The 14,396-nt window shown below is 69.1% G+C and carries 16 protein-coding genes; 4 read left to right on the top strand and 12 right to left on the bottom strand.

Features of this window, described 5'->3' with window-relative positions; all coding sequences use genetic code 11:
- Nucleotides 1–12: 12 nt before the first annotated feature.
- On the bottom strand, nt 13–1,680 hold the full coding sequence (locus OG440_RS33880; protein WP_406010562.1) for a cellulase family glycosylhydrolase: 1,668 nt from the start codon (nt 1,678–1,680) through the stop codon (nt 13–15).
- Between the two features lie 469 nt (nt 1,681–2,149).
- Complete coding sequence (locus OG440_RS33875; protein WP_406010561.1) at nt 2,150–2,902, bottom strand: GntR family transcriptional regulator; 753 nt, start codon at nt 2,900–2,902, stop codon at nt 2,150–2,152.
- Between the two features lie 532 nt (nt 2,903–3,434).
- On the opposite strand from OG440_RS33875, the gene OG440_RS33870 reads away from it, so the two are divergent.
- The gene (locus tag OG440_RS33870; protein WP_406010560.1) at nt 3,435–4,094 is read left to right on the top strand and encodes a YceI family protein; all 660 of its coding nucleotides are present in this window, start codon (nt 3,435–3,437) and stop codon (nt 4,092–4,094) included.
- Between the two features lie 219 nt (nt 4,095–4,313).
- Here the strand turns inward: OG440_RS33870 and OG440_RS33865 are convergent, their stop codons facing one another.
- Nucleotides 4,314–4,874: a TetR/AcrR family transcriptional regulator gene (locus tag OG440_RS33865; protein WP_406010559.1), complete on the bottom strand. Its 561-nt coding sequence runs from the start codon at nt 4,872–4,874 to the stop codon at nt 4,314–4,316.
- Nucleotides 4,875–4,998: 124 nt separating this feature from the next.
- On the opposite strand from OG440_RS33865, the gene OG440_RS33860 reads away from it, so the two are divergent.
- Nucleotides 4,999–5,685 (top strand): SDR family oxidoreductase, encoded by a 687-nt coding sequence (locus OG440_RS33860; protein ID WP_406010558.1) that lies wholly within the window; start codon nt 4,999–5,001, stop codon nt 5,683–5,685.
- 114 nt (nt 5,686–5,799) lie between these two features.
- Here OG440_RS33860 and OG440_RS33855 read toward each other — a convergent pair whose 3' ends face one another.
- Nucleotides 5,800–6,300: a PaaI family thioesterase gene (locus OG440_RS33855; protein WP_406010557.1), complete on the bottom strand. Its 501-nt coding sequence runs from the start codon at nt 6,298–6,300 to the stop codon at nt 5,800–5,802.
- A 91-nt stretch (nt 6,301–6,391) separates the two neighbouring features.
- Here OG440_RS33855 and OG440_RS33850 point away from each other — a divergent pair, with 91 nt between their 5' ends.
- Complete coding sequence (locus OG440_RS33850; RefSeq protein ID WP_406010556.1) at nt 6,392–6,859, top strand: winged helix-turn-helix transcriptional regulator; 468 nt, start codon at nt 6,392–6,394, stop codon at nt 6,857–6,859.
- Between the two features lie 190 nt (nt 6,860–7,049).
- Here the strand turns inward: OG440_RS33850 and OG440_RS33845 are convergent, their stop codons facing one another.
- From OG440_RS33845 to OG440_RS33815, 7 genes are all read right to left on the bottom strand, one after another.
- Entirely contained in the window at nt 7,050–7,769 is a 720-nt protein-coding gene (locus OG440_RS33845) for a DinB family protein (RefSeq protein ID WP_406010555.1), read from the bottom strand.
- Nucleotides 7,770–8,031: 262 nt separating this feature from the next.
- Nucleotides 8,032–8,829, bottom strand: a complete 798-nt coding sequence (locus tag OG440_RS33840) for a carbohydrate kinase family protein (RefSeq protein ID WP_406010554.1) — start codon at nt 8,827–8,829, stop codon at nt 8,032–8,034.
- Nucleotides 8,830–8,833: 4 nt separating this feature from the next.
- Complete coding sequence (locus tag OG440_RS33835; protein ID WP_406010553.1) at nt 8,834–9,415, bottom strand: DUF84 family protein; 582 nt, start codon at nt 9,413–9,415, stop codon at nt 8,834–8,836.
- Nucleotides 9,405–10,061, bottom strand: coding sequence for a class I SAM-dependent methyltransferase (locus tag OG440_RS33830; RefSeq protein ID WP_406010552.1), 657 nt, complete (start codon nt 10,059–10,061; stop codon nt 9,405–9,407). The genes OG440_RS33835 and OG440_RS33830 overlap by 11 nt, the downstream gene beginning before the upstream one ends.
- On the bottom strand, nt 10,054–10,671 hold the full coding sequence (locus OG440_RS33825) for a uracil phosphoribosyltransferase (RefSeq protein ID WP_406010551.1): 618 nt from the start codon (nt 10,669–10,671) through the stop codon (nt 10,054–10,056). The genes OG440_RS33830 and OG440_RS33825 overlap by 8 nt, the downstream gene beginning before the upstream one ends.
- Nucleotides 10,672–10,673: 2 nt before the next feature.
- Nucleotides 10,674–12,056: a prenyltransferase/squalene oxidase repeat-containing protein gene (locus OG440_RS33820; RefSeq protein WP_406010550.1), complete on the bottom strand. Its 1,383-nt coding sequence runs from the start codon at nt 12,054–12,056 to the stop codon at nt 10,674–10,676.
- Nucleotides 12,053–12,775, bottom strand: coding sequence for a hypothetical protein (locus OG440_RS33815; RefSeq protein WP_406010549.1), 723 nt, complete (start codon nt 12,773–12,775; stop codon nt 12,053–12,055). Before OG440_RS33815 ends, OG440_RS33820 begins: the two co-directional genes overlap by 4 nt.
- A 237-nt stretch (nt 12,776–13,012) precedes the next feature.
- Between OG440_RS33815 and OG440_RS33810 the strand changes: the two genes are divergently transcribed.
- Nucleotides 13,013–13,138 carry a hypothetical protein gene (locus tag OG440_RS33810; RefSeq protein ID WP_406010548.1) on the top strand — a complete coding sequence of 42 codons (126 nt, stop codon included), beginning with the start codon at nt 13,013–13,015 and terminating at the stop codon, nt 13,136–13,138.
- A gap of 403 nt (nt 13,139–13,541) precedes the next feature.
- On the opposite strand, the gene OG440_RS33805 is transcribed toward OG440_RS33810, so the two are convergent.
- Nucleotides 13,542–14,327, bottom strand: coding sequence for a response regulator (locus OG440_RS33805; RefSeq protein WP_406010547.1), 786 nt, complete (start codon nt 14,325–14,327; stop codon nt 13,542–13,544).
- Between the last annotated feature and the right edge of the window lie 69 nt (nt 14,328–14,396).

Genomic DNA, 14,396 nt, shown 5'->3' with positions numbered 1-14,396 from the left:
GGAGCGAGCCGGTCAAGTGGTCGCGCAGGCACCACCGTTGAGGGTGAACGCGGTCGGCGCGGTGTTGGTCGCCCCCTTGCTGCCGATGAAGCCGACGGTGACCGAACCGCCGGCGGGAACGGTGGACGTGTACGAGGCGGGAACGACGCTCACCGCGCCGCCGCTCTGGGTGGCGGTCCCGCCCCACATGTTGGTGACGGTCTGGCCGTCGGCGAAGGCGAAGGCGAGCTTCCAGCCGCTGATGGCGGTGGTGCCGGTATTGCGCAGGGTGATGTCGCCCTGGAAGCCACCCGGCCACTCCCCCACGACGCGGTAGCCGACCGAGCAGGCCACGGCGGGCGCGCTGCCGGTGGTGACGTTCACCGAGGCGGAGCGGGCGGATCGGTTCCCGGCGGCGTCACGGGCGTAGACCGCGAAGGTGTACGCGGTGTTCGCCGTGAGGCCGGTCACGGTGGCGGAGTTGATGGTCGAGGCGGCGACCCCGGTCTCGGTGGAGCCGTTGATCCGTACGACGTCATAGCCGGCGACGCCGACGTTGTCCGTGGCGGCCGTCCAGGTGAGCGTCGCGGAGGTGGCCGTCACCGTGCCGGCGGTCGGGCTGCCCGGGGTGCTCGGGGCCTGGGTATCGCCCGGGGTGCCGCCGCCGAAGATCGTGGCCTCCTCGGCGGTCCGGGCGATGCCGTCGGCGCCGTTGAAGATGCGCTGACCCCAGGAACTGAGTTGCGTGGGATCGAAGTTGAGCGTCAGGTCGAGGATCGGGTCGGTGTTCCCGCTCCATGACCACGCGAGATAGCCCAGGTCCAGCTGCTGGGCGGTGGCCATCATCGTGTCCTCGTCGGGGTCGCCCCACTGGTCGGCGGGCCCGCCGAACTCTCCGATCAGGATCGGGAGTCGGGCATCGACGAAGGCGTTCAGATAGTCGGTGATCTCCGCCGCGGTGTCGAACACGCTGTACATGTGGATCGAGAAGATCAGGTTGCCGGTGGGATCGGCGGCGTACACGGACTGGGCGTTGGCGCGCATGACTCCCTGCCAGTCCTGACCCCAGTTCGGCGCGTCGACCATGATCGTGTGCTGGAAACCGGCGTTGCGCAGCTTCTTGATCGCGGCGATGGTCGGATCGGTCCAGCCCGCCGGATCGGTGTTGCCCCAGGGCTCGTTACCGATGTTGACGATGATGTAGTCCTCCTGGCCGGCCAGGACGTCCTTCAGGCCGATCCAGTAGTCGGCCGCCTGGTCGAGCGTGCCGGCGGCGGCGTCCTCGCCGTACCCGGTGGTGTCGTGCACCTCCAGCACGCAGATGAGCCGGTTGGCCTTGCACTGCGCGATGACGGTCGCCACGTCCGACGCGCTGTTGGCGCTCCAGCGGTGGCCGTCGGCGAGGACGACGCGCACCGCGTTGGCGCCCATCGCCTTGATGTCGGCGAGGGACTGCTGGGTCCTGCCCGGATACCAGGTGTGGGCGTGGTTCACGCCGCGCATGACGAAGTCGTTCCCGTTGCTCTCGACCAGCCGTCCGTCGCTGATGTGCAGGCCGGTGGCGAGAGCGTCGGGCGACCGGGTCTGGGCCTGGGCGGCGGCCGGGCAGAGGGCACCGACGAGAACGAGCCCGAGGAGGACCGCGAGCCGGGTCAGCAGCCTCCCCAGGGGATGCGTCCGTGAGGCGCCCCGGGTCGTCACGCTCCTTGCCGCTCGCGTCACCTTTCGCCCGACTGTCCGCAAGGCCTTGGTGTGCGCTGCGGCCGGTGCCGGGAACCGGGCCGTATTCTGCGCTGCGGTCGGTGCGGAGATCAGGGCCGTGCTCGGTCCCGTGGTCCGAGCCGTGCCGGGTGCCACGCTTCTTGTCGCGCTTGTCTTCGTGCTTTTCTTCGCGCTCCTTGCCGTGCTCGTCGTCGTGCTCCTTGCTGTTCTCACTGCGACTCCAGGAGTGAGGCCAGAAACTCAGGCGGCAGAGGGGTGGGGGATGTGAGGGGTGTGGGGGATGGCGTGTGGGAGCGCTCCCATAAAGCCACTGCGTCAAGTACACGTCAAGACCTCGGACAGGGTGCGGCAGGATGCGGGGAGGCGCACGAGCCTTACGGGGCCCGACGGCGAGACGGGTGAGCGCCACGGCCGGCAGCCGTGCCGGGCGGTGGGCGTTCGGCCGGCGTCACGAAGCGGCGCGGTGACCGTTCGCGGCCTTGCGTCCACGTGCCGCGCCGTCCTGCTCCCCCAGCCCCAACTGCTCCTCCACGGCCCGCTGCGCCCGTATCGTCGCCCCCGCGATCAGGGCGGAGGCCAGCTCTCCGTCCCGCTCCTCACAGGCCTGGAGCAGCCGTTCCTGGTCGTCGACGCTGTGCGCGAGTCGGCCGGCCCGGCTCAGGCTCAAGTGCCGCAGCATCAGCGTGCGCAGGGTCAGCGAGTCCAGGATCTGCTTCAGGGTGGGGTTGCCGACCATTTCGGCCATCCGCTCCTGGAGCAGCACATGGCTCCAGAAGTACCCGTCCACGTCACCGCCGTCGGCGAGCACGCGCATCCGTTCGACCCGGGTGCGCAGCTCGGCCAGTTCCTCGCCCCCGGCCCGCTCCACCAGCAGACCCGCGAGCATCGACAGGAGGTTCCTGCGCACCTGGTAGATGTCGCGGATGTCCTGCGGAGTCGGCGCGGCCACCCGGGGACGGCGGCGCGCCTTCATCTCGACCAGGCCCTCCTGTTCGAGGAGCATGAGCGCCTCGCGGACGGGCGTACGGCTGGTCTCGAAACGGCGTGACAGATCGACGCTGTTGAGATCCTGGCCGGGCTCCAGCCGACCCTCGACGATGTCCGCGCCGACCCATTCGGCGATCTGCCCGACCAACGGCTCACGCCGGTCCCGCAGCCGCAGGAGCCGCTCCAGCACGAGGCGCGTGTTCTGGTCGGTCATGCGGCATTTCCCCCTGCCCGTCCGGGCTCACAGCCGATGCAACGGTGTCGACACTATCTCGCCCCACTGCGCGACCCACCTGGGAAGACGGCGTTCTTACCGTCGACAGAAGACCCAAATACCGCAGCCCGACCTGAAAGTGAACATAAATGTCAACAAAAAAGTCGACACAGAGTCCGGAAGCATCGCCGTCAAGCTTGACGTGAGGCCGGCGATCTCGCGTCGACCGAACTCGACGCCTGGCGCCGGTCGTTGCGCATCGGAATCACCGGCAGCCGTACTCCCACTACGGCTCTCCAACCCCCAGCCAGCAGGAAGCGGATTTCCCCGGATTTCCTCGAACAGGTCCGATATACGGAACTGCCCATGTAAGTCCGTGGATTCATCCGGCCACGAAGTGACGGGCGTGTGTGGGTTTTGCACCCGCCGGTCATTCGGTGACGGCGTATAGGCCCTTTCGGCACCGATTCGATCCGCCGTCGCTTCGAGGGAGGCTTGCGGCGATATCCGCGGTGGGATAACTACGTGAACCATGAACCTGTTCACCCGCGGCGCATCCCCACGACGCCCGGCTCCCCCCACAGCTCCGCAGCACACCGCCGGCTCGCCCTCCATGCCCTCCGCCGGCCTGCCGAATCCCGCCCTGGCCGCGCTGACCGGCGACTGGATGATCGACCCGGCGCACAGCCGTATCGGCTTCTCCGTCCGGCACGCCCTGGTGACCACCGTGCGCGGGGCTTTCACGGAGTATCAGAGCCGGCTCTACTTCGACGGCCGCAACCCGGCCCGTTCACGGGCCGAGATCCTGTTGTCCACCGCGAGCGTCGACACCGGCGTCGAGCAACGCGACGCGCATTTGGTCGGCCGCGACTTCCTGGACGCCGCGAACCATCCGCGTATGCGCTTCATCAGTACCGCCGTTCAACTCGCGGGCCCCGACGTCTACCGCATGACCGGCGACCTCACCATCAAGGAGACGACTCGTCCCGTGGCCCTTGAACTCACCTACATAGGGCATGTGACCGACCCGTTCGGCTACGAAAGGGCCGGTTTCGACGGCACCACCACCATCAATCGTTCCGAATGGGGCCTGACGTACAACGCGCGACTGGCCGAGGGCGGCGCCATGGTGAGCGACAAGGTGCGCCTCCAGTTCGACATCGCCGCCATTCGCACCACTCCCGTGGGCTGACCGGTGCGAGGGGGACCGAGGTAGGAGACCGGTGGTCGCGATCGGGCCCGTCTCACGGGCAGGGATCACCGGATCACCGGACGCCCGGCAAGCAAACTCCACGGGGTGACCGAAGTCCGGCGCGGCCCGAATCCGGCGCGGCCGAAGTCCGGCTCGCCCCGGGTCGAGTCTGCGTCGGTCAGGTCTGCGTCGAACCAGGCGTGCGTCGATCCGGGTCGATCAGTCCGCTTCCGTCAGGGCCGCATGCGCGGCGGCGAGGATCTCCTCGGAGAGGGGCGAGTCCTTGGTGGCCCGGGCCAGGACGAGTGCGCCGACCATCGTGCACAGTCGGGTGATGCCGTTCTCGTCGTCGGTGGCCATCCACTCGGCGAAGTCACCCACTCCCTCGGTGTAGACGCGATGCGCCTCGTCGGCGCCGGATTCGCGGGCCATGTCGTGGGCGAGCGCGGCGGTGGGACATCCCCCCGCCGCGTTGTCGCGGTGCTCGAGGGACAGATAGGTGTCGATCAGCGCCCGCTGGGCGGCGGCGCGCTCCCCGGCGCCCTGCTCGCCGGCGGCCGCGCGACGCTCGGCGAGTTCGCCGAAGGCGTGGGCGGTGGCCTCGTCGATGAGCGCCTCTTTGGACGCGAAGTGCTTGTAGAAGCCGCCATGGGTCAGCCCGGACGCCTTCATCAGGTCGGCCACGCTGGTGTGCGTGCCCTGCTCGCGAAACAGCCGGGAGGCGGTTCGCACGACCCGCTCGCGGTTCTCCCGCGCCTGCGCCTGTGACACACGACCCATCGGTCCTCCTCAGTTGAATGTCGGTTGCCATCTATTCTATGCTCCAGATTAGATGTCGCCCGACATCTAACACGGACATCTCAAACGGACCCCTCACCCGGGGTCCACAGCACCGGGAGCAGACATGGAACTCAAGGACGCCGTCGTAGTGGTCACCGGCGCCAACCGGGGACTGGGGCGCGAGCTCGCCACCCAGCTCCTGGAGCGTGGCGCGAAGGTCTACGCGGCGGCGCGCCGCCCGGAGACCGTCGACCTGGCCGGCGTGACCCCGCTCCGCCTGGACGTCACGGACGAGGAGTCCGTCCTGGCCGCGGCCCGCGTGGCCTCCGACGCGACGCTGCTGGTGAACAACGCCGGCATCTCCACCGGCACATCCCTCGTCACGGGCGGCCTGGACGCGGTCCACCTCGAGATGGCGACGAACTTCTTCGGGCCGCTCGCGGCCACACGCGCGTTCGCGCCGGTCATCGAGCGCAACGGCGGCGGCGCCGTACTCAACGTCCTGTCCGTGCTCTCCTGGCTGCACCCGGCCGGTCTCGGCTCGTACGCGGCGACCAAGGCCGCCGCCTGGGCGCTCACCAACGCGACCCGGGAGGAGCTGGCACCCCGCGGTATCACCGTGTCCGCGCTGCACGTCGGCTACATGGACACCGACATGGCCGCCGGCGTCCCCGCCGAGCAGAAGGTCGCCCCCGCCGATGTCGCCGCCCAGACGCTCATCGGCCTCGAGAAGGGCCTGCCCGAGATCCTCGCCGACGAGACCACCCGGTACGTCAAGCAGCAACTGGCGGCGGCACCGAGCGCTGCGTGAGCCCGGCTCCCCGGACACGGCCCCGGTCCGGCCCCGGCCCCGGTTCCGCCCGGGGCCCCGAGCGAGGGCGAGGGCGAGGCGCCGGGAATCCCGCGTGGGCCGCCCGGAGCCGGGTCACTCCCGGGTGCGAGGCACCGGGAAGAGCAGGCAGCTGCTGGTGGCGTGGGCGAGGAGACGGTCCGTCGCGTCCAGCAACTGCGCCTGGGCGAGGACGGTCCGACGCCCGCCGTTGATCACCGTGCCCACGGCGCGGACGGTACCCGTGTCCGTGGTGATCCGCCGCAGGAACTTCACCGTCAGGTCGAGCGAGGTGTAGGCCATGCCCTGCGGGAGGGTGGACTGGACGGCACAGCCCGCCGCCGAGTCGAGCAGGGTGGCGAAGATGCCGCCGTGGACGCTGCCGATCGGGTTGTAGTGCTCCTCGCCGGGCGTCAGGGAGAAGACGGCCCTGCCGGGCTCCACCTCGTCCAGGGTGAAGTCGAGGGTGTGACTGACGGGCGGTCCCGGCAGCCGTCCGGCCTGAAGCTCGCGCAGGAAGTCGATTCCGGCCATGCGCCCGGCGGCGTCCGCCAGGATCGCCGGATCGTCCCACTGATACGTACGTGTGCGTCCCACAGCCGAGTGCCTCCATCTGACTTTTTCAAGCGAAGCTAGCCTCCCTTTCGGCTGACTGTCAATGACGAAGCCAGGGCCGTACGATGGCGGGATGGAGTGGCTTGAGGCGAGCACGGAGAACTGCCCCGTCCAGCGTGCGCTCGACGTGATCGGGGAGAAGTGGACCCTGCTGATCCTGCGCGACGCCGTGAACGGAGTGCGCCGCTTCGACGACTTCCACCGCCATATCGGCCTGTCGGAGGCCGTCCTCAGCGACCGCCTCCGCAAGCTGACCGCGGCCGGTGTCCTGAGGACCGTGCCGTACCAGGAGCCGGGCAGCCGCCCGCGCAACGAGTACCGCCTGACCCGCAAGGGCTGGGATCTGTGGCCCGTCCTGATGGCACTGAGCCAGTGGGGCGAGACATACGCCCTCGGCTCCGACGGCCCCGTGCTGGACGTGCACCACACCGATTGCGGCGCTCCACTCCGCGTCGTCGTCGAGTGCTCCACGGAACACTCCGCCGTCACCCCCCGGGAGGTCACCGCCCGTCCGGGTCCGGACGCCAGACCCCGGTCGTGAGCGTGCGTGGGGCGGGACGTCGTGCGAGAGGTCGTGCGTGACGTCGTACGACCGCGGCGGGTCGGACGCGGACGGCCGTCACCGCGTCCGGAACCGACCCGCCACCCCGTCGACCGGCCGACCGACCGCGACACGTCCCTGCTCGGCCCGGGTGTTGACGCCCCGAGGAGCGAGCGCCGTACGGCCCCGCCTACGCGGGGATGGTGAGGCGGGACCGCCACAGGTCGCGAAGCAACGCGATCTCGGCCATGTGGTGGATGAACTCGAGGTTGGCGGACGCCAGCACGTCGATGTACGGGTAGTCGGAGTCGTTGCTGTACGGGTACCGCGAGAAGCCGACCGTGTCGAGCTGCTCGTCGGTGACGCCGGCGACGCTATCCCGCCAGCGGTCGATCACCGCCCAGAACCGCTCCAGCGTCAGGGCGGCGGACGGCGTGAAGTCGACCATCCGCTTCGGGTCCTGACGCCGTTCACCGAAGGTCCACTCCCATGCGCCCGCGAACTCGAAGTGCAGGTGCGCGAGCCGCCACGCGATGGTCGTGATCGGTGTTCCGTCGGGCTCCGGGGCGCCGGTGCGGGCGAGGATCTGCTCGACCCGTTCGGTGCTCACGCTCCAGTCCTCGGCGATCTTGGCGATGGTCATGCCGTCGGCGGCCTGCCGGGCCACCTCCGCGTACTCGTTCGCCGGGATGTCCGCGGCGCCCAGATCGAGCACCCACTCGCCCGGCCCGAACGCCCTGGGCGTCACCGCTTCGCCCCGGCGCCGGATCGACCAGCAGCCGGGCACCGGCTCCCACAGGTACTCCTCGTCGCCAAGCCCCGACAGCCGTACCCTGGCCATGCCGACGGCCTGGTCGAACTGGTCGAGCAGCGGCCTCAGTCGGCCGGGCCGCGCACTGTCGGTCTCCACGTGTGGCTCCCCTCGCGGTCGCGCCTCTTCACGCACTGCGCTCACGCGGAAGCTAACGGCTCACCTAGCGGCGCGCCACCCAATTCCCGTCCACGAAGCGGTGTGTGGGGCGGTGCTCTGGTCCTTCTTCGTAGGCGGCCTTGTCGCATCACCGCCGTCGGCCTGGGCCTGGTGTCACCGGGCGTGGCCTGCATCCCGCCAGGGAACCGCCGCGAGCAGTCCGCGGGCCGGCGGCCCGGCCCGGGGGCTGCCTGCGACGTCATCACGCGATGAAGTGCTCGCGCAGCGTCGAGACCAGCAGTCTGTCGGTCAGTCCGCGCCGTTCGGTGGCGTCCGACGGGCGGGGAAAACCGCCCTCCACGATGCCCGAGCGGGTGTGGACGTGGTAGCGGTCACCGAGGGTGTGCATGAGTACTCCGCGGACAGTGTCGAGCAGAAGTTCCGGTGGGGCGCCGAAGGCCGCGAACGTCTTGTGCTCGCCGGCCAGGAAGTCCACCGGTTCGAGCAGCGACCGCAGTTCTTCCAGCCGGAGCCACCGGTTCACCGAGTGCGGGACGATGTCGAGGGCCACCCTGGCGCCGCGTGCCGCGGCCTGGCGCATGATCTCCAAAGTGCCCTCCCTCGTCGATGCGCGAAACAGCATGTATCCCGAGACGAGGACGAACGGGGCCCGCACGGTGCCCGCCATGGCGACCACGTGTTCGCTGAGAGCGCTCCGATTGGCGTTCGGCGCAGCCACCATCGTGCGTGACCCGTCTGGAAGGTAGCCGACGAGTACCGCCCCCGTCGGCTCGACTGTGGTCTTGTCGCTGATCAGCTCGATTCCCAGCGATCGCAGTTCCTCGGCCAGAAAGCGGGCCGGGAAGGATCGCCGGTCCCCCAGACCACAGACCAGCGAAACGGGAGCGAACCCGTTGTCCCTGCCTGCCCGGGCGAGGTTGTACCCGGAGCCTCCAGGGGTGAGGAGGACCGACCCCTCCGTGTACCCGCCTTCGCACAGATCCTCATCGGGCGTCACCAGCACGTCGACCGCTATGTCACCCACGACCAGAAGTCCCACGCCGTCACCGCGAGACATCGAAGTGCGAGGCCAGGTTCTCCCGCACCTCGGACCAAGGGCTCAGGAACGGGAGAAGCGCGAGGGTCACCGGCTGTACATAGAGAGAGCCCCTGGTGATCAGCCCGCTGGACAGCCAGGCCACCAGACCGCACGTCCGCCAGTCGTCGCCTCCCACCGCAGCCGAGACATCCCCGAGTGAGCCGCCGGCCGCGAGAACGGCGGCGGCGGAGGGGGGTAGTTGGTAGGTGGAGCTTCTGCTGCGTCCGATCCGATCGGTGGTGGCGATGACGACCCAGGCCATGACCATGATCGCGCCGTCGACCGTCTCGACTCCCCCCTCCAGTCCCACCCAGTAGTCGGCTTGCGGGAGTGCCTCACGCACCGCCGCCGCACGATACTCGGCACCCCTCCGTGTCTCACCGTCACCTCGGGGCTGTTCCGGGGCACCCGCGATCGCCACGCCTTCGACCAGCACGGGCCCCAGCGACTGGGTGAAGCCCTCCCGGATCGCGTCGATCTTGGCCTGGTTGGTAGAGCCGACCGCGACGCGCGGGCGCGTGGTCGACGTCCTTTCCTCAAAGGGCATGGGGCTTGCTCCATGTCACGGTCATTCGGCCTTCCTCGTGGGAGAAGCGAGCACCGGGCAGGAGCGCGCCGTAGACGGATACGAAGTCCCGCTCGCTCAGAAAGACGTCCGCACGAAGATGCGATCTCCACCGCGGACTCAGACGGAACATCATGATCCGCAGCGCAGCGACGGCACCGAGTCGATTTCGATGGTTACGGAAGGATTTGATGACCCGCCAGGTGTAACCGATCCGGTGGTGGCCAGGGGTATCGCGCGCGGAAAAGTCGATGAGAACGATCCGTCCGCCGGGAGAGGTGACTCGAACGATTTCCGCCAGCGACTTCTCCGGATCGGTGTGGTGCAGTGCTCCGTAACTGAACACGTAACCGATGCTTTCCGTGGCCAACGGCAGCCTCGCCGCGTCCGCCGTGATCAGCGAAACATCGGGAACCCGCACGCCGCGCAGTACCGCGTGATCGATGTCGAGGCCGATCACACGGTCGAAGCGACCGCTGAGCGCCCTTGCCACGGCAGCGGAGCCGCATCCCACGTCGAGCGCCACGCCGGACATGGTCTCTGCCGTCGTGGCGCCGAACCCTTTCAGGATCGCCGCGCCGGTGAGGGGTGCCCGGGTACGTTCCCAGTGCGCGAGCCCGTCACGCATGGTCGCCCCTTTCACCGCTCCAGACGAGATGCCGACCGTTCCAGCCGAGAACCAGATCCCCGACGTCGAACCCCGGGCCGACCATGCGCCCCTGACCGTCGACGTCCTCCGCGTGCCATACACAGTGGATGTGGGTGTCGGCCGCGTCGGTGATGATGCGTTCCCGGCCGACGGTGGCGACGAAAGGGGCGACGACATCCACCCGGGCTCCTGGAATCCGGACCCGCAAGGCGTGGAGACAGGCGGTGATCGTGCGGCCCGACGCGATGAGCGTATCCACCAGTGCGTACCGCGCGCCGGGCACTACAGGAAGGGACGCGTAGCTGACCGTCGGGTCCTCGGCGTGCCGTGCCCTCCACGGAACGATCATGCCGACCGGTCCGAAGCCGGCGGCCTCGACGTAGGCGTCCCTGAGGGCGAGCCCACCACGCAGGACGAAGATCGGGACCAGATCCGCGGTGTCCATCCGAGTGAACAGTTCCCGGCCGATCGCACCGAGAATGCCGGTCTCGTGGTGCTCGATGAGACGGCTCTTCAGTCGATCGGCTTCTCCGGAAGGGTAGATGTGCAGGCGCGGATCGATCACTTCGGGATACGAGATCTCCTGCATGCTCATCCTCGTCGTGTGGCCAGCACGAGCAGCGGGATCGCCACGACCCAGGCGCCCCAGGCGATCAGGAGGGCTTCGGTGTCGATTCCGGACGCCGCCACAAGAGCTGTGACCAGGCCGCTGCCGAGAGCGACGGCGATCAGTTCCATCGCGAGCACGCGTGGGGACAGCAGGGTCGCCCAGCCAGGACGGCCCTCGTCGGCGGGTGGTGTCGTGAGTATTTCGGTGCGCAGGCGCAGTTCGTCCTGCGCGTTTTCCAGCTCCGCGATACGCGGGATGACGTTCGCCGTCAGCACTTGGCAGACGGTTCGCCAGCGGGTGGCCTCGACCGCCTCCAGGTAGCGGCTGAGCGCGTTGACCGCCTCGAGGACAGCCCAGGACGCCGATACCGCCGGGACGCCGGGGACCTGCCAGCAGAGTTCCTTCTCGTGCCGTTGGGCGAGGTCGTCGACCAGCCGACGCACCGTGGGGTGGTGCACGTCGACTCCCAGGCCCAGGAGGGCGATCAGAGACCTCTCGGCCGGCAGGTGGGTCCAGCGCAGACGGGCCGAATGCAGGCGCCGGGGTAGCCCGGCGGCGATGGAGGCAGGCAGCTGGTAATGCTCGATCCACGGGACCAGGGGCGCCTGCGGAAGCGTCGTGAGCAGCCACTCCCTGGCGTCGTCGAGCGCCCCGGCACACGCCCATGGCATGTGGGCGGCTTGCATCCCCTCCACGGCGTGCGCCGTGTGGGCGGCCGTCGAACGCTCGCCGTGCCGGATGCCCCAGCCACCGTCGTCGTTCTGTTGACGGACAAGCCAGTCGGCTCCTCGTTCGCGCACCTGCCGGAGGGGGTACGCCGACGCGTGACTCATGTCCAGCGCTCTCAGTGCGTAGGCAGTGGCAGTCACGTCGCTCAGGTCGTCGCAGGCCAGACAGCCCCATCCGCCGTCGTCGTTCTGCGCGCGCCTGAGCCATGTCAGGCCCTCGTCGACCACCGGGTGTCCACTGAAGAGGCCGAGCGCCGCCAGAGCGTGCAGGGACAGACAGGTGACCAGAGTGAGGCTCAGGTGATCGGCGAATCCCGGCTTCGACCAGCCGCCGTCGGCACACTGCTCGCTGCACAGCAGGTCGGTCGCCTCGATCAGATGGACGTCCTGGCGCTTGACCCCCATACGGATGAGCGACGACGCCACGCACGCGGTTCCCGTCGCGGTCGGGGGCCCCGACTCGTCCAGGAACTGGGGCCAGCCGCTGGCCTCGGGGCGCTGGACGAACCGGCTGTAGATGTAGTGGTGCGCCTCTTGAAGGTCGGTCGACACCCGGGCGACGTCCTGATCGATGCGTGACAGCGCGTGTTCGAAGGTCCGGCTCACATCGGCCCCGGCGGCCTCACTTGCCGTCATGAACGTTCCGGTTCCACGCCGTTGCGTTCGGCGGCTGGCGACGGGACGCCGTCGGGCCTGCATTCAGGACATCTGCGTAACCCTTTCACGCGGGCCTCGCTCAGCGTCACAGCCGCCAGTTCGACGGTCCGGGTCCTGCGACAGCCCTGCCGGTGATATTCACGGCTTTTGCCGAAGGTGTTCCCCAGGGCGTCCTGAGTAGCGTAGACAAGCGGATTCTGACGCCGGATTTCGGCGATGCTCATACGTACACTCACCGGGTGCGTCGTCGCCTCGAGCGCAGGGGGCGTTTCGGTGGGAGGGCATTTCTCCCGGGCCGCGGCGACGATCGCCTCGGCCTGCCTCCGCGCGTCGGCGACGATCTCGTCCGCTTGCCGGCGGGCCGCCTCCAGCAATCCCGCGCAATGTTGCCGGACCGCCTGGTCGTCGCTCTTCATCACAGGGGGGCCTTCGGTGGTGGCGATGCGTTCCCAGGCCCGCTCCCAAGGAGCGGTCCGAGTGATGCCGCACTGGCCGAGGAAGACCAGCAGCACCGATTTTCTCGGGAACCGCCGGCCGGCGAGCATGTCCGACGTCGTGGATCTGGAGAGCCGGACGGGCTCGTTGCGAGTGCGCATCTCCAGCTCCCGCAGGGACGGGTGGTCCGCGCGGAGGTGGACGACACGGAGGAGGGCCGCCAGCTGGTCGCGGGTGGTCGCGGAGGAAAGTTCGTGGTCCACATCCGCTGTGTCAAGTCGCTCGATCACTGAACCACCCAGTGTCCGCACCTGTCCGCACCTGTCCGACGGCAGTCTAGGTCAGCCGCCATGCGGCGAGAAGGGTGCGTCCGAGAACGGATCCCTTCGTCCGCCGACGTCACCTCTTCGTCCGGTCGTCTTCTGGACACCCCGTCAACTGCCTTCTCCTTTGACCAGGATCCCCGAAAGATCGGGGTGGGAAATCAAGAGGAGAGTCGAATGTCGAGTGGGACTCCGATGAATTCCGAAGACCGGTACTGGCGTACGCTCATCGCCATCGAAGGCTTCAAGGTGACGGTCTGGACCATTGTCCAGATCATCTCCGTCATCGTGTATTTCCTCTAGTGTCCGGGGAATTTGAACGGGCCCTTCGGCGGCCCCGCGCCCGCAGAGGAGGGCGGGGCGGGGCCGTTGACGGGCTTTCAGTGAAGACGGGTCATGTCCGCTCGGCGAGCCGGCCGGGACACGCGGGCGGAATGCGTCCCGTCGGCGGGCGAGGAAAGTGGGGCCGTCCGGCAGGCCGACGGCGAGAGTCCGTCCGTCCCGGCTCCAGGCCCGGACCCGGCCGCCGCCGTCCCCTGCGCGCCGAACCGCCAGAGCCGACCCGGGTCTCCGGGGTGCGGTCGCGTCGGCGCCGGCGTCGCACCACCACTTCCGCCACGCGTCCACGGCATCACTCAGCCCGTGGCCTCCCGGCCTGCCCGACAGAATCGGCATGTCCCGTGCAAAGCCATCCTCAGCCGATGGTTCAGGGGCGGGGGCGGGTGGCGGTGTCGAGGTAGAAGGCGTCGATGCTCTGGACCGCCTGCTCGAACTCGTCGAGGTTGACGGGCTTGGTCACGTAGGCGTTGGCGTGGCTGCTGTACGCGTCGGTCACGTCACCGGGGGCCGTGGACGTGGTGAGGACGACCACGGGGATCGTCTGGAGGTCTTCGTCGCTCTTGAGGACCTTCAGCAGCTCGCGGCCGTTCATGCGCGGCATGTTCAGGTCGAGCACGATGAGGTCGGGCCGCGGGTTGCCCGGGGTGCGCAGGTGTTCCAGAGCGGCGACTCCGTCGGTGACCTGGACCAGGTTGCGGGCTCCCCGCTCGGAGAGGGCTTCCTCGATGAGCATCGCGTCGGCGACGTCGTCCTCGACGAGCAGCACGTCGAAGGGGCGGGCGGGGGTGGTCATCATCGGATGCTCCGTGGGTTTCTCGTCAGAGTGGTGGAAAAGTCCCGGCCAGCGACGCCGGGCGCCTTGGCGGGTCATGCCGCAGGCGGCGCCGAGCTGCGGGTACCCCGCTCCCGCGCGGGCGGCAGCCACGGCTGCTTCCCGCTGGAGCCGTTCGGCGGCCTGCTGAAGGTGATCCAGGACGTGGAGCAGAGCCAGGGCCTGTGCCGGGTCGTCCGGTGCCGGGTCGGCCTGTGCCGGGTGCGGAGGGCCTTCCAGCAGCCGCTGGGCGAGGCGCTGGGCAAGCCGGCCGACCGCGGCGTCCGCGATGACGGCCGTCTCCTGCGGGGTGGTCCGCAGAGCGAAGTTCTTGCCTGGCATGCCTGGCACTCTATGGTCCGCGAGCAGCTCGCGACAACAGGCGTTGTCGCCGTCTAGAGTGTGCTGACT

The organism is Streptomyces sp. NBC_00637, from assembly GCF_045161545.1.
Taxonomy (GTDB): Bacteria; Actinomycetota; Actinomycetes; order Streptomycetales; family Streptomycetaceae; genus Streptomyces.
The sequence above is the reverse complement of the archived record's forward strand: the minus strand, read 5'-3'. Positions and strand labels throughout refer to the sequence as shown.

What these genes read in the sequence shown, in the direction of transcription:
- OG440_RS33875 (WP_406010561.1), bottom strand. Translation starts at nt 2,902, where the DNA reads ATGACCGACCAGAACACGCGCCTCGTGCTGGAGCGGCTCCTGCGGCTG.
- OG440_RS33870 (WP_406010560.1), top strand. Translation starts at nt 3,435, where the DNA reads ATGAACCTGTTCACCCGCGGCGCATCCCCACGACGCCCGGCTCCCCCC.
- OG440_RS33865 (WP_406010559.1), bottom strand. Translation starts at nt 4,874, where the DNA reads ATGGGTCGTGTGTCACAGGCGCAGGCGCGGGAGAACCGCGAGCGGGTC.
- OG440_RS33860 (WP_406010558.1), top strand. Translation starts at nt 4,999, where the DNA reads ATGGAACTCAAGGACGCCGTCGTAGTGGTCACCGGCGCCAACCGGGGA.
- OG440_RS33850 (WP_406010556.1), top strand. Translation starts at nt 6,392, where the DNA reads ATGGAGTGGCTTGAGGCGAGCACGGAGAACTGCCCCGTCCAGCGTGCG.
- OG440_RS33835 (WP_406010553.1), bottom strand. Translation starts at nt 9,415, where the DNA reads ATGCCCTTTGAGGAAAGGACGTCGACCACGCGCCCGCGCGTCGCGGTC.
- OG440_RS33830 (WP_406010552.1), bottom strand. Translation starts at nt 10,061, where the DNA reads ATGCGTGACGGGCTCGCGCACTGGGAACGTACCCGGGCACCCCTCACC.
- OG440_RS33825 (WP_406010551.1), bottom strand. Translation starts at nt 10,671, where the DNA reads ATGCAGGAGATCTCGTATCCCGAAGTGATCGATCCGCGCCTGCACATC.
- OG440_RS33820 (WP_406010550.1), bottom strand. Translation starts at nt 12,056, where the DNA reads ATGACGGCAAGTGAGGCCGCCGGGGCCGATGTGAGCCGGACCTTCGAA.
- OG440_RS33810 (WP_406010548.1), top strand. Translation starts at nt 13,013, where the DNA reads ATGTCGAGTGGGACTCCGATGAATTCCGAAGACCGGTACTGGCGTACG.
- OG440_RS33805 (WP_406010547.1), bottom strand. Translation starts at nt 14,327, where the DNA reads ATGCCAGGCAAGAACTTCGCTCTGCGGACCACCCCGCAGGAGACGGCC.